Here is a 13,309-nt window from a genome sequence, read left to right as displayed (position 1 = left end):
TATCAGCATGTCTCCTCCCTCCGACCGTCCGATGCCGCTTCGCTCAGACCAGCCCAGTGTTGGCACGATTCTGCGTACGCGACGGGAAGAGTTGGGATGGCAGATAGATGATGTTGCGCAGTGGCTACGTATCAGGTCGCGTCTGCTGGTTGCGCTTGAAGCTGATGATCTCTCGTCTCTGCCAGGTGTGGCGTATGCTGTCGGCTTCCTGCGGACGTATGCCCATGCCATGCAATTGGATGCAGATGGGCTGGTAGCCCGTTTCCGTCGGGAATATCGCGGGGTCGTCAATCGGAAGACGGATCTTGTCTTTCCGCAGCCTGAGGGAGAGCGTGGGCTACCAATTGGCCTGCTGGTTGGAGCAGGGCTTGTTGTTGTCGTGGCGGCCTATGCTGGATGGTACCGGTTTGCGTCGCATGACAGTCCAGCAGATCGCCGCATCCCTGCAGTTGCAGAATTGATGCCAGGTGCTGCGACGTCTGCGACCACGTCTCCTCAGGTGGCATCTGTTATGCCCGGCAGGGCGCCAACTCCCGATCCCTCTTTGCCGCATGATCCACTTCCTGCGTCCGTCGCGCCTGTCGTGCCCGCTCCGGCGCCTCAGCCGGTTATTGCACCAACTGAATCCCAGCCGCCTGCAGCATCGTCAGCGTCTCCCTTGCAGAGCGCAGAAAATGATGATGCCGCGCCGAACAATACGGATCAGTTTGGCCCCGCTACAGATGTTCCTGCCGAAACTCCCGCTCCAGCTGTCCCTGCTGGGGCTGTTGTCGTGCGTCTGTTGGCGCCTGTCTGGATGCAGGTGAAGGACAAGGACGGTCATGTTCTTGTGTCTCGCGTGCTCAAGGCTGGCGAGAGCTGGCAGGGTGACGCGTCTGCAGCGCCGTTTCGCATGTCTTTCGGCAATGCGGGTGGTGTTGTCCTTTCGACAGATGGCTGCACGAGTGCGCCTCTGGGTCGTCAGGGCGAAGTGCGCCGGAATGTTGAAGTTACAGCGGATGCCATCCGCTCAGGTGCATTCGGCAATGGTGTTGCTCTTCCGGCACAGCCGTCTGCCGTGGTGCCTACGCCTGCAGAGCAAAATGTTGACGGGTCGACTGCGGCCGCACCAGATGATTCGTCTGCGGCGCCTGCTGTGAAGCCTGTAATACGTCGCCCTAAAAAAGCTCCTACGCCTTCCGCAGAAGTTTCTGCTGACGATCTGAATGCCCGGCAACTGGATCAATCGTCTCCATCGCATTAAACAGGGGGGTAACGCCCCTGACCCAAAGGACCCGGTTATCCCGGGCACGAAGAGGTAAATCATGAGCAGCTACCGCCCCTATCAGCACATCGAGCGTCGCAAGTCGCGCCAGATTCATGTCGGCAAGGTTGCGGTCGGTGGTGATGCGCCGATCTCTGTGCAGACCATGACCAATACCCTGACGTCTGACGCGCAGGCGACGATTGACCAGATCCGTCTCGCCGAACTGGCAGGTGTGGACATCGTTCGTGTGTCCTGTCCGGATGAAGCCAGCACGGCCGCTCTGAAGGAAATCGTGCATGAAGTGAACGTGCCGATCGTTGCGGACATTCACTTCCACTATAAGCGGGCGATCGAAGCTGCAAAGGCCGGCGCGGCTTGCCTGCGTATCAATCCGGGCAATATCGGCAGTGCCGAGCGCGTGCGTGAAGTTGTGAACGCTGCCAAGGATTACGGCTGTTCCATCCGTATCGGTGTGAATGCGGGCTCACTGGAAAAGCACCTTCTGGAAAAGTACGGTGAGCCTAACCCGGAAGCGCTGGTCGAAAGTGCTCTGGAGCACGCCAAGATCCTTCAGGACCATGATTTCCATGAGTTCAAGATTAGCGTGAAGGCGTCTGACGTGTTCATGGCAGTTGCGGCCTACCAGCAGCTTGCAGACTGCTGTGACCACCCACTGCACATCGGCATTACGGAAGCTGGCTCTAAGCGCGCCGGTACGGTGAAATCCTCCATCGGCCTGGGCAATCTGCTCTGGGCGGGCGTGGGTGACACCATGCGCGTTTCCCTCTCTGCCGCACCGGAAGAAGAAGTTCTGGTAGGCTGGGACATTCTTAAGTCTCTGGGCCTGCGTCATCGCGGTGTGAAGATCATTTCCTGCCCGTCCTGTGCGCGTCAGGGCTTCAACGTGGTTGAGACGGTCCAGACACTGGAAGATCGCCTCCAGCACATCAAGACGCCACTGACGCTGTCCATCATCGGATGCGTTGTGAATGGTCCGGGTGAAGCCCTGATGACCGATATTGGTGTGACCGGCGGTGGCTCTGGTCGCCATATGGTCTATTCAGCGGGGCGGCAGGACCACACGATGCCGGCAGAAGACATGATCGAGCACATTGTGGACCTGGTTGAGACCAAAGTTGCCGCCATTGAGGCAGACAAGGCTCAGACAGAAGCTGAAGCAGCCAAGTTGTTGGACCCGGCGGCTCACTGATGTCTGGATTGCAGCCACCTCGCGGCACACACGACCTTATTGGTGACACGATGCGCCGTCACCACCATGTGGTGCAGACGGCCAGAGCTGTTCTGGAAGCCTATGGTTTTGAAGAGTGGAGCACCCCCATCTTCGAAGACACACGGGTTTTCTCGCGGACGCTCGGGGAAACCTCCGATGTCGTCTCCAAGGAAATGTACACCTTTGAGGACAGGGGCGGCGAAAGCATTACGCTGCGTCCCGAGAACACAGCCTCAATCTGTCGTGCGCTTGTGACGAACGGCCTGACCCAGTCTTTACCTCAGAAGGCGTTTTATCACGGGCCGATGTTCCGTTATGAGCGCCCGCAGAAGGGGCGTTATCGCCAGTTCCATCAGATTGGTGCGGAGCTGCTGGGCGCAGAAGGCCCTCTGCGAGACGCCGAAGTCATCACAATGGCCTACGACATTCTGAAAGCGCTTGGTCTTTCAGAGCATGTTGTTCTGGAAATCAACACGCTTGGGGATATTGCGTCCCGGCAGGCGTGGCGTGAGGCTCTGGTGGCGTATTTCCGTCAGCACGCAGATGCGCTTTCTGAAGAAAGCCGTGTGCGTCTTGAGGTAAACCCGCTGCGAATTCTGGACAGCAAGTCCGAGCAGGATCGTGCGCTGCTGGCAGATGCACCGGCATTTGCGGATTATCTGAACGATGAGTCTCGTAAATTCTGGGACGACCTGCGGTCTTACCTGACGGCATTTGGCGTGAAATTTGTCGAGAACCCGCGGATTGTGCGTGGCCTTGATTATTACAGTCACACGGCTTTCGAGTTTGTGACGACGAAGCTGGGCGCTCAAGGCACTGTCCTGGCTGGGGGACGCTACGAAGGTCTGGTTGAGCAGATGGGTGGTCCTGCTGTCCCTGCAATTGGCTGGGCCGGTGGTATCGAGCGTCTTGCCCTGTTGCTTGAGGACGCGCCTGCTGTTCCTTCTGGAATTGCAATTGTTCCTATGGGAGACGAGGCTCTTCTCAAAGGTGCTGCGATTGCCCGGTCCCTGCGCGAAGCGGGACTGCGTGCTGAAATTGAGACACGTGGGAACATGAAGAAGCGCATGGAGCGCGTCGTGAAGTCCGGTGCATCTCATGCGGTTGTTCTGGGTGATGAAGAGATTGCGCGCGATGTCGTGCAGCTTCGTGATCTGGGAACACGTGATCAGCAGGAAGTATCTGTTGCGGATCTGGTTCAGGCACTGAAGGGCGCCTGACACGTGGCATTTGACGACAGGCTTGAGCGAATTGTTGCGCGGTCGGAGGAAATTCAGGCTCTGATGTCCGCAGGTGAGGCGACGGGGGAAGAGTTCACGCGTCTCTCACGGGAGTATGCAGAACTCGAGCCTGTCGTTGCTTCGATCCGGGCTTGGCAGGACGCCGACACACAGCGCAATGGAGCCAAAGCTCTTCTTTCTGATCCGGAAATGAAAGAGCTGGCTCAGGCGGAGCTGGAAGAGATTGAAAGCCAGATTCCTGAACTCGAGCACAATCTCCGAATCGCTCTTCTTCCCAAAGATGCAGCGGATGAACGCAGCGCTATTCTGGAAATTCGTCCGGCGGCAGGTGGTGACGAGGCAGGGCTTTTTGCCGCTCAGCTTTTCGATGCTTATCGCCGGTTTTCGGAGCAGAATGGCTGGCGTTTTGAAGTCATGGAATACGCCGAGAATGAAGTTGCAGGCCTAAAAGATGGCATGGCGACAATTTCCGGCCGTTCCGTGTTTGCTCGCCTGAAGTATGAGTCTGGCGTGCATCGCGTACAGCGCGTCCCAGCGACTGAAAGCCAGGGACGCATTCATACGTCCACGGTGACGGTTGCTGTTCTGCCGGAAGCAGAGGAAGTGGACGTCACGATCAATGACGACGATCTGCGGATTGACGTTTATCGTGCGTCGGGCGCGGGTGGACAGCACGTCAACAAGACGGAAAGTGCTGTTCGCATTACGCATATTCCTACCGGCGTCGTAGTGGCGATGCAGGAAGAAAAGAGCCAGCACAAGAACCGTGCCAAGGCCATGAAAATCCTCCGTGCACGTCTGTATGAGCGGCAGCGTTCAGCTGCTCATGAATCCCGTGCCGCTGATCGACGCTCTCAGGTCGGAACAGGGGACCGATCAGAACGGATTCGGACGTATAACTTCCCGCAGGGACGCGTGACGGACCATCGCATCAATCTGACGCTCTACAAGATCGAACGCATCATGGCGGGCGAGTTTGATGAGATTATCGATGCGCTGACGCGTGAAGAACAGACAGAGCTTCTGGCTGCTGAAGGCTTTTAAAGCCTCAGCTGCTGGGAATTGCGCAGACAGCGGCCCGTCCATGCCGATGAGTGGCGACGGACGGGTCGTTGTAGTCTACCAAAAAAAAGTCTGTGAAATTATTACTGCCAACAGCATCCAGGGCATGGTCTTGCGGGCTATGAAGCTGTCCGTCGCTGCTGACCTGATGCGTTTCCTGATGACCGTTGTGCATGATGGTGATTTCGCCGCACAGGGCGTAGTCAACATCGTTGCGTCCGGCAGGCAGCGTGATGGTCTGCGTTTCTCGCGATTTGGATAGGCCGAGGCGGAAGGTCGCCACCAGGTTACCGTTCAGGTAAAGGCGAGAGACTTCGGAGATTTCTTCAGGAGCGCGCTCATCGGTGACGGTGAAGGTGCCAGGAAGTTCAGACTGGGCGCTGGCTGAATGCAGTGCGCATCCCAGAAGAAGGACCGAGAAGAAAAATGCACGTTTGGACTTCATGATCACAGGTATAGCAGGTTCACTGACAAAATGACTGCAAAAGATGACATTCTTCAGCGTGCAGCAGTGGTCTTGCAGCAGGCTGGACTTGAAGATCCTCGTCGTGAAGCCCGGCTGCTGCTGTCCTGGGCTACGCATCGTGATCTGGCTGGATTGTTCACTCTGAACGTTCTTTCGGAGGATGAAGCGAATCGCTTTGAGGCGGCTGTTCAGCGGCGTGCGTTTCGCGAACCTCTGGCTTTCATCACGGGTGAAACAGGGTTCTGGACTCTTGATGTCTTTACGTCACCCGAGACGCTGATTCCCCGGGGAGACAGTGAAGCTCTGATTGAAGCGCTTCTGATCGTTCGGCCGGACAAGGCGGAGGCTCTTACCATGCTGGATCTTGGGACAGGGACAGGGTGCCTGCTGTTGTCCGCGCTTTCAGAATATTCCCGGGCGTGGGGGGTAGGCGTTGATCTTGCACCTGGAGCGGCGCTTCTGGCTCAGCGGAATGCGGTTCGGAACGGACTGGAGAAACGCAGTGCGTTTTTGGCAGGGAACTGGGATTCTGCCCTGAACGGGCAGTTTGATGTCGTGATTTCCAATCCCCCGTATATCGAGAGTGCTGACGTGCCCGACCTGATGCCGGAGGTTTCGCGTTATGAGCCCGCCCGGGCGCTGGATGGAGGAACGGACGGCCTGGATGCCTATCGGTTGTTGTGTGACGCGTTGCCTCGACTGCTTGTTCCCGGGGGACATGCCATTCTGGAAATGGGCATTGGGCAGATCGATGCTGTGTCCGAACTGGGGAGCCGGCGAGGGCTGAAAGAGGTCGCGCGGCATGATGATCTGGGAGGCATTGCACGCGCTCTTGTTCTGCAGCGGACAGAAAACTGAGGAAAGACGTTGGCTTAAGGTCCGAGAGTTGGTATGACCCAAAAGCTACGTTTTGGAGCGAAAGCCGTAATGGCGGTTTTTTCCTCACGGAGTTGCTCCTGTTGGCCGTCTTTCAGTAAGCCGGTAACAGATGAGAAGGCTGGCCAGTGTCCAGCCACAGCGAGATAGACAGACGTCTTTTCGACAGCGGCGGATGCATCCTTCTGCAAGGGCAGAAGAGGGGCCCGCCATCAGGAAAGTGCATCACGGGTCGATGAATATGAAGCGTATAAGAGGCCGGCATCATCGTGCAGGCGGCGGGACACCACGCACAAGTAGTTCCCAGACCCCTCTGAACCGCAACCATGTGTTTGACAGCAATGGCCCGGACCTCAGAATTCGCGGAACTGCTCAGCAGCTTTTCGAGAAGTATCTCCAGCTTGGTCGGGATGCCACCGGAACCGGGGACCGTATTCTTGCGGAAGCCTATTTCCAGCATGCCGAGCACTATTTCCGCATTCTGAATGCGATGAATCAGGCGGCCCAGCAGAGTCAGCAGGAGCGCAACGAGCGTCAGGCGCAGCGTCAGCGCGCTTATGAAGACCGTCGTGAGCCACATGGCGAAGAAAATTATCAGGGCGGGGACCGTGAAGGTGGCGAACAGCCTTCCTTCGAGGCCCAGCGGTCTCAGGACGCTTCAGCCGAAGCTGAATAAGATTTGAAAAAGAGCCGGACCTTTTCAGGACCGGCTCTTTTTATATCCGCCCTACAAACCGTTCGGGGAGGTGCCAGAGCTCGGTTCCATTGATGTGGAGGTCAAGCCGGTACTGGTCACGATCGCGGTCAATTGCGCTTTGTTCGACGGCATGACGCCAGTTCTTCAGCCGCTGGTCCTGCTGATCGAATGTTGGGTGCACAATCGGGAGGCCTGCCATGTTGCGGAGCATGTTCTCCCAGTCCTGATCAAGGAGGCGCTGATGCTGGCCGGCACTTTCTGAGCTCCAGGGCTGCGTTCGGGTTCGGTTCAGACGCCTGAGGCCTGAGGCAAGGTCGGCGTAACGCAGGTGGAAAAGAAACAACGGTGCTGTCAGCTGAGGGCTGACTTCTTTGCAGCAATGAAAGCCAGGAGCCCACGTCACCGCCGCGCGGATGAGTACCGGCTTACACATCGCACTCGAAAATCGTAAATGCTGCCTCTGGATTGAAACCAGCCGACTATAATCGAAGTCAGTTTCGCTGTTGGGCAGATGGATGACATCCAGCCCGGTAGCTGTGACGACAGGGCTACTATTTGCAATGGCAAAATGGGTGAGGGACGGGTAGATGGCAGGATCCGCCAAGAGAAGCTCATCCACATCACTGTAAATAACGCTGTCATACCATTCGAGAAGACTGGCACAAAATGCGCTAACGGCACGCGTGCGTCGTTCGTCATCTTGAGGAGAGCGGGGAATTCGGATCCTGTTGACCTGACCAAGATGATCTGTCGAGCCGTCATTGGAGCCATGGTCAATAACGTAACATGACGCTTCACCGACCTGAGCGCCATAATGTCGACGCCAGATCTGAAGATGTTCTGGTTCATTATAGGCCATGGTGACGACGGCAAGAGGCTTCTTGATCATGTCAGCATGATACAAAAATGCTTTCAGATCAGATACCTGAAAGATTTTTATTTAATTTTAGGAAAATAAGGATGGTAGCGGTGGACGGATTTGAACCGCCGACCAAGGGATTATGATTCCCCTGCTCTACCACTGAGCTACACCGCCATCCCACCGGGCAACCCGGCGTTGAGGCGGGTTTTTAAGGGGGATCTGTTGGTGTGTCAACACGTTATCAAAAGGAAAATGCAGGATTTTAGTCACCGCATTTTTCACAATGGTCATATCTGTTATGGTTTTCTGAATCCCTCAATTCCCTCTTGATATGGAGCTTCCTGCCTAGTGACGCAGCACTTCGTCAGCACGCTGTTTGCCGTAAGGTCTTATTTTACGTGGCTTCCGGCAGCCGTTGTTTCTGTTCTGATGCTCGCGGTCGTGGGTATTCTGGCTTTTTATTGCGGTAATCTCGTAACGTCCCTGACGTTGCGGATACCCGGCTCCCGAAGTGGTGCCCTGATCCGCCGGATCGTGGCTGCGCTTCGGCGTCCAACACGGATTATGATCGCACTGCTAGCGATGATTGCGGCTTTGCCTGCCGTGACAGGCTTTGCCTACGAGACTGAACAGAACCTCAGGCTTTTTTTTCTGTTCCTGTTGGTTCTGACGTTTGGCTTCTCTGCCATCATCGTTTTCCGGATCATGACGGAAGCGTATCTCAATCGGCTTTCTTCAAGAGAACAGACCGACGACATCATGATCCGTACGCACCAGACGCAGATCCGCGTTCTGAGGCGGCTGACGGAAATCATGGTGGGCATTGTGACCGTGGCGTCTGCCCTTATGCTGTTCCCGTCCGTGAAACAGTATGGTGTGTCGCTCTTTGCTTCGGCTGGAGCCGCGTCACTGATCGTGGGTCTTTCTGCGCGTGGCTTGCTGACCAATCTGATTGCAGGCGTGCAGATTGCCGTGACCCAGCCCATTCGTATGGAAGATCTCGTCATCATCAATGGTGACTGGTGCTGGGTTGAGGAAATCAACGCGACATATGTTGTGCTGCGGGTGTGGGACTGGCGCCGTCATATTGTACCGATTTCTTACTTCCTGGAGAACCAGTTCGAAAACTGGACGCATAATTCTGCGGCGATCATCGGTGTTGTGTTCCTATGGCTCGATTATGAGGCGCCGATGGATCGCATCCGGGAGATGCTAAATGAAATCATCCGCACATGCCCACTTTGGGACGGCAAGGTTTTTGATGCGCAGGTGGCGGACTGTAACTCTCAGGTGATGTCGATCCGTATTATCGCCAGTGCACGCAATGCTCTTCAGAGCTGGGATCTGAGGTGTGATATCCGGGAAAAGATTATCGCGCGGATCCGGGAAGAATGTCCGGAGGCTCTGCCGCGGGCACGTTTTGCCATGATGCCGCCCCGACCAGGAGCTGAGGCCTGGCCAAGCGAGCTTTTGTCTCCAAAGATCGATCGGCCGCCGCCGGGGAGTTATATGGGTCCAGGAACACCGGGGGCCTGAGACAGTAACCATCGCTTCGGCGGTGGTTTTTCTTTTGAGGGACGTAGCCGCTCTGCATCTGGCCGGATCAGCTGATGGCCGTTACGCATGAATGCCGGACCTTGTGCAGGACTGAAGAAGATATGTCGGAACATCCTCAAACCATTCAGATCTTTCTTCCGTCAGGTGACCCGCAGGGCATTCGTACCGCAGCCATTACCACACGTATTGTGCAGGTGATTGAAATTCCCCGAGTGCGCCTTGAGTCCTTTTTGGCGATGCCTGAAGCCGGGTTTGTTGGTGTGTATGTTCTTTTTGGTGAGAATGAACAGACTGCCGCGCCCATGGCTTATGTGGGGCAAACAGGAAACCTGGGTACGCGCCTGAAGCAGCACAATGAGAAGAAAGACTTCTGGAACCGCGCAGTTGTGGCGTTATCTTTGACGCAGAGCCTGACGCTGACGCACGCTTATTATCTGGAATGGTTGTCAATCACTCGGGCCGCGAAAGCGCAACGCTTTGAGTTAGATAACGGTACGATCGGTACCAAGCCGCATACGCCACCAGCGATGGAAGCCGAATGCCGGGAAATCTTTGAAACATTCGATATTTTGCTGACGACGCTGGGCTATCCGCTCTTTGATCCATTGATCAGAGCTCGTGTTGTTCAAAGTCCAGTCATCACTTTGCATGACACCTATAATCCTGTGGCATCGGAAGATGCAGAACAGGAATTTTATTGTGTGGCTGCGGGTGTGAACGCTCGGGCACGATATACAGAGGAAGGACTAGTTGTTCTTGCGGGATCTTATGGAAGATTGGAGGTTTTGAACTCTTTTTTGAAGCACCATTATTCGCAGAAGCGTCAAAACCTGATTGATCAAGGCATTCTGAAGGTGGAGGGAAGTCGTATCATCTATACGCGCGACACACTCTACAAATCCCCCAGTTCATCCGCCGCTTATTTGCTCGGGCGGTCGGCTAATGGATGGTTTGAGTGGAAAAACAGCGTCGGTGTATCTCTTGGTCAGGCTATGGGACGTTATGGCTCCACGGAAGAAAGCGTTGCCGAATAAACGCTATTCTACCGTGAAACGAGATTTTCACCCTGCCATTGTGGAATTGCGGCGTCCGTAAAATACATATGTGACGATGCCGAGAATGACGTAGCCGGTGAGTAGAATAAGCGGCACGGGATTACCATTGGCAACGGAGTGGATCATGTCCGTGACGAGCGGAATGGTCATGAAGAGGCAGAAAATAATCCCGAGCAGTGGTGTTATACCAATCCAGAAACCACGCACCCGGAACCCGCCCAAGGGGACACTGAAAGGCCGATGCAGATCCGGCCGTGTGTTCCGCTGCCAAATGACCGTAAAGCACACGATACCAAAAGCCGCCGCTGTACCGATTGAAACCAGATCACTGATAATGTCGATGGGGAGTGTTGCCGTCATGATGGCAACGATGATTCCCAGAACGATCGTGCCGAGCCAAGGGGTGCGGAATTTGGTATGAACCTTGCCGAACAGCGAGGGGATCAGGCCGTCACGGCTCATTGTCATGAGCACACGCGACTGGGCATACATCAGCCCCATCAGAACGGAACACAGTCCGATGGTTGCGCCCACATTAATGAAAATGGACAGCCAGGGCGTGTTCATTACGCGCACAGCGATGGCCAGTGGGTCCGGAACATCCAGGTCTCGGTAAGGGACGATCCCGAGAAGAACCGCAGCAACGATGATGTATACAATCGTGCAGATCAGAAGGCTGCCGATAATCCCGATGGGGACATCCCGTGTCGGGTTCTTCGCTTCTGTTGACGCAGTCGAGACGGCTTCAAATCCGACATAAGCGAAGAAGATGATCGACGCTGCCCGGAAGATCCCTTTGACACCGTAGTGGAAGCCACCTTCGTTGGGTGGAATAAACGGATGCCAGTTTGAGGGGTGAATGGCGTGGATGCCGAAGGCAACGAACAAACCAAGAACGCCAACCTTCAGGATAACGATCAGCGTATTAACGCGGGCAGATTCCTCAATACCACGCACCAAGAGGCCGGTTACCAGAAAGACTGCCGTCAGGCCGATAAGATCCAGTCGCCAGCCGGCGCTAATGGCAGTGCCATCCGAACCGGGAACGGGCTGTAATGTCGCCTGAGTAAGGCTGGCGGGAATATGGATGCCAAAAACGGCAAGGAGAGACGACGCATACCCTGATAGCCCGGCAGCGACGGCTGCACAGGAAATTCCGTATTCCAGAAGGAGCAGCCAGCCCACGATCCAAGCCACTTTCTCGCCCATGGAGATGTAGGCGTAGGAGTATGCCGAGCCTGAGACCGGGAGCGTGGATGACAACTCGCCGTATGAGAACGCGGTGAAGAGGCAGGCGAGGGCTGCTACCACGAACGAAACAAGAACAGATGGCCCTGCATATTCGGCAGCAGCCGTTCCAGTCATGACGTAAATGCCTGCACCGATGGTGGAGCCGACGCCCAGCAGAATAAGCTGCGTGGCCGTGAGGCTGCGTTTCAACCCGTGCGCTTCATTCTCGGACATGATCTGTTCGAGACTCTTTCGACGGGCAGCCGTGGCTGAGGCGGATGAGCTGGATTGTATCGGAAGTGGCATGATCCCTAATCTGCCGGGAAAAGCGGCGTCTGGAAAGGTTTATAGAACGATGAGAACGCCTGCCAGCAGGCCCGCAGCAATGCAGTAGATGCCGAAAGGCTTGAGAGCCCATTCGTCATGATTGCGGAAGAAGCGCAACATCAGGAGAGAACAGATAAGAGCTGTGATACCGGCAGCGATGGCTCCCACGACGCACTGAAACATCACGTCATGGGAAATCGTCATATGCCGCATCTGCCACCCTTCCTTGACGGTCGCTGCCAGAACGACCGGCTGGGCCATGAGCAGTGAGAAACGGGCGGCGGTTCCGTGATCCAGTCCGCGCAGAAGACCGCCATTCATGGTGGCGCCTGAACGCGACAGACCTGGGAACAGGGCAAGACACTGCCAGAACCCGATAATCAGAGCATCCTTGGGAGACAGGGAAGAAATCGGACGGTGATCCGCCTGTCCGCGCTGTCTGCGGAGCCATTCCGTGACCAGAAGCAGCAGGCCATTCAGAATCAGGAAGCCTGCGACGGCCAGAGGCGCCCCGAAAATGGAGCGCAGGCTATGTTCAAAAAGCCCACCGAAGATAACGGCCGGGATTGTCGCGATGACGAGAAGACCAAAAACCCGAATCGATTCAAGCTGGTTGTATCGGCCGTGCAGACCGAGCATCCCGCGAAGGATGGCCATCCAGTCGCGCCAGAAGACACCGGCCAGAGCCACCAGTGTTCCGACGTGCAGCATTGTCAGGAATGGCAGGAACATTTCCGAATGTTCGTCCAGGTTCCAGTGAAGGATACCGGGCAGCAGAACGGCATGGCCGAGGCTACTAACGGGAAAGGGCTCAGTAATGCCCTGAACGATGGCGAGAATGATGGCCTGAAAAAGCGTCATGGAGCCTGCACGGATGGGCGGAAAAGGAAGTCACTTGCCTGATGGCGCGAAGGGACGCAACCTTGACCGTGCTGTGGGGGAAGACTAACTCGCCAGCTTACCGGGTTTTTTGAAAGTTGAGGCACCACATGAAGGCAGGATACAGCGGGCGCGGTGGCGCCATTCTGGCAAGCGGTCTTGTCCTTCTCGTTGCCGGGGCTTTTCTTGTTTATGGCGGTGAGCTTCGCAAGGGGCCGGTTCAGCACAGCATCGTCATGCACGCGCAGTTCAATTCAGCGAATGGCCTAAAAGCTGGGGCGGATGTTGATCTCGCCGGAGTGACGGTGGGGCGTGTCCAGTCGATCAGCCTCAACCCACAAACCCAGATGGCTGACGTGACGTTTTCCGTTGATCAGCAGCTCAATCTTCCGGTTGATACGGCTGTCGGTATTGGTGCGCCGAGCATGACGGCTGATAACGCGCTGCAGATTGAACCGGGGAAAGACCCTAAGACGCTGTCTGCTGGCGGGGTCATCAAGGACACCCGCGACCAGCTTTCGCTGGAGCAGCAGGTCAGCAACTATATCTTTGGCGGTGGTAAGCTCGGGAACTGAGTTCC

13 protein-coding genes and 1 tRNA gene are annotated in these 13,309 nt (G+C 56.0%); 9 read left to right on the top strand and 5 right to left on the bottom strand.

Annotated elements, in window-relative coordinates:
* Positions 1–7: 7 nt before the first annotated feature.
* The 4 genes from KP705_RS05920 (at position 8) to prfA (ending at position 4,762) form a co-directional block, all read left to right on the top strand.
* Complete coding sequence (locus KP705_RS05920) at positions 8–1,243, top strand: helix-turn-helix domain-containing protein (RefSeq protein ID WP_046901472.1); 1,236 nt, start codon at positions 8–10, stop codon at positions 1,241–1,243.
* Between the two features lie 61 nt (positions 1,244–1,304).
* Complete coding sequence (gene ispG / locus KP705_RS05915) at positions 1,305–2,456, top strand: flavodoxin-dependent (E)-4-hydroxy-3-methylbut-2-enyl-diphosphate synthase (protein ID WP_046901473.1); 1,152 nt, start codon at positions 1,305–1,307, stop codon at positions 2,454–2,456.
* Positions 2,456–3,697 carry a histidine--tRNA ligase gene (hisS, locus tag KP705_RS05910; RefSeq protein ID WP_046901474.1) on the top strand — a complete coding sequence of 414 codons (1,242 nt, stop codon included), beginning with the start codon at positions 2,456–2,458 and terminating at the stop codon, positions 3,695–3,697. The genes ispG and hisS overlap by 1 nt, the downstream gene beginning before the upstream one ends.
* 3 nt (positions 3,698–3,700) lie before the next feature.
* Positions 3,701–4,762, top strand: coding sequence for a peptide chain release factor 1 (gene prfA, locus KP705_RS05905; protein WP_046901475.1), 1,062 nt, complete (start codon positions 3,701–3,703; stop codon positions 4,760–4,762).
* Positions 4,763–4,766: 4 nt separating this feature from the next.
* On the opposite strand, the gene KP705_RS05900 is transcribed toward prfA, so the two are convergent.
* Entirely contained in the window at positions 4,767–5,225 is a 459-nt protein-coding gene (locus KP705_RS05900) for a hypothetical protein (protein ID WP_046902057.1), read from the bottom strand.
* Between the two features lie 30 nt (positions 5,226–5,255).
* Here KP705_RS05900 and prmC point away from each other — a divergent pair, with 30 nt between their 5' ends.
* Together prmC and KP705_RS05890 are read left to right on the top strand one after the other, a co-directional pair.
* Positions 5,256–6,104: a peptide chain release factor N(5)-glutamine methyltransferase gene (prmC, locus tag KP705_RS05895; RefSeq protein ID WP_046901476.1), complete on the top strand. Its 849-nt coding sequence runs from the start codon at positions 5,256–5,258 to the stop codon at positions 6,102–6,104.
* A gap of 259 nt (positions 6,105–6,363) precedes the next feature.
* A complete protein-coding gene (locus tag KP705_RS05890; protein ID WP_374195552.1) occupies positions 6,364–6,798 on the top strand; it encodes a DUF4167 domain-containing protein in 435 nt (144 codons plus the stop codon).
* Positions 6,799–6,838: 40 nt separating this feature from the next.
* Here the strand turns inward: KP705_RS05890 and KP705_RS05885 are convergent, their stop codons facing one another.
* Together KP705_RS05885 and KP705_RS05880 are read right to left on the bottom strand one after the other, a co-directional pair.
* On the bottom strand, positions 6,839–7,708 hold the full coding sequence (locus KP705_RS05885) for a glycosyltransferase family 2 protein (RefSeq protein WP_200898352.1): 870 nt from the start codon (positions 7,706–7,708) through the stop codon (positions 6,839–6,841).
* Between the two features lie 72 nt (positions 7,709–7,780).
* A tRNA-Met gene (locus KP705_RS05880) sits at positions 7,781–7,855 on the bottom strand.
* A gap of 174 nt (positions 7,856–8,029) precedes the next feature.
* Here KP705_RS05880 and KP705_RS05875 point away from each other — a divergent pair.
* Both KP705_RS05875 and KP705_RS05870 read left to right on the top strand, forming a co-directional pair.
* Complete coding sequence (locus KP705_RS05875; protein ID WP_064273188.1) at positions 8,030–9,217, top strand: mechanosensitive ion channel family protein; 1,188 nt, start codon at positions 8,030–8,032, stop codon at positions 9,215–9,217.
* Between the two features lie 122 nt (positions 9,218–9,339).
* Complete coding sequence (locus tag KP705_RS05870; RefSeq protein WP_046901480.1) at positions 9,340–10,272, top strand: GIY-YIG nuclease family protein; 933 nt, start codon at positions 9,340–9,342, stop codon at positions 10,270–10,272.
* Positions 10,273–10,299: 27 nt separating this feature from the next.
* On the opposite strand, the gene KP705_RS05865 is transcribed toward KP705_RS05870, so the two are convergent.
* Together KP705_RS05865 and KP705_RS05860 are read right to left on the bottom strand one after the other, a co-directional pair.
* Positions 10,300–11,829 (bottom strand): APC family permease, encoded by a 1,530-nt coding sequence (locus KP705_RS05865; protein WP_046901481.1) that lies wholly within the window; start codon positions 11,827–11,829, stop codon positions 10,300–10,302.
* 39 nt (positions 11,830–11,868) lie between these two features.
* A complete protein-coding gene (locus tag KP705_RS05860; RefSeq protein ID WP_215764176.1) occupies positions 11,869–12,711 on the bottom strand; it encodes an undecaprenyl-diphosphate phosphatase in 843 nt (280 codons plus the stop codon).
* Positions 12,712–12,839: 128 nt separating this feature from the next.
* Here KP705_RS05860 and KP705_RS05855 point away from each other — a divergent pair, with 128 nt between their 5' ends.
* The gene (locus KP705_RS05855) at positions 12,840–13,304 is read left to right on the top strand and encodes an MlaD family protein (RefSeq protein WP_046901483.1); all 465 of its coding nucleotides are present in this window, start codon (positions 12,840–12,842) and stop codon (positions 13,302–13,304) included.
* Positions 13,305–13,309: the final 5 nt, after the last annotated feature.

This window comes from Gluconobacter sp. P1D12_c (assembly GCF_018812105.1).
GTDB lineage: Bacteria > Pseudomonadota > Alphaproteobacteria > Acetobacterales > Acetobacteraceae > Gluconobacter > Gluconobacter oxydans_A.
This window is presented reverse-complemented; position numbering and strand designations above follow the sequence as displayed.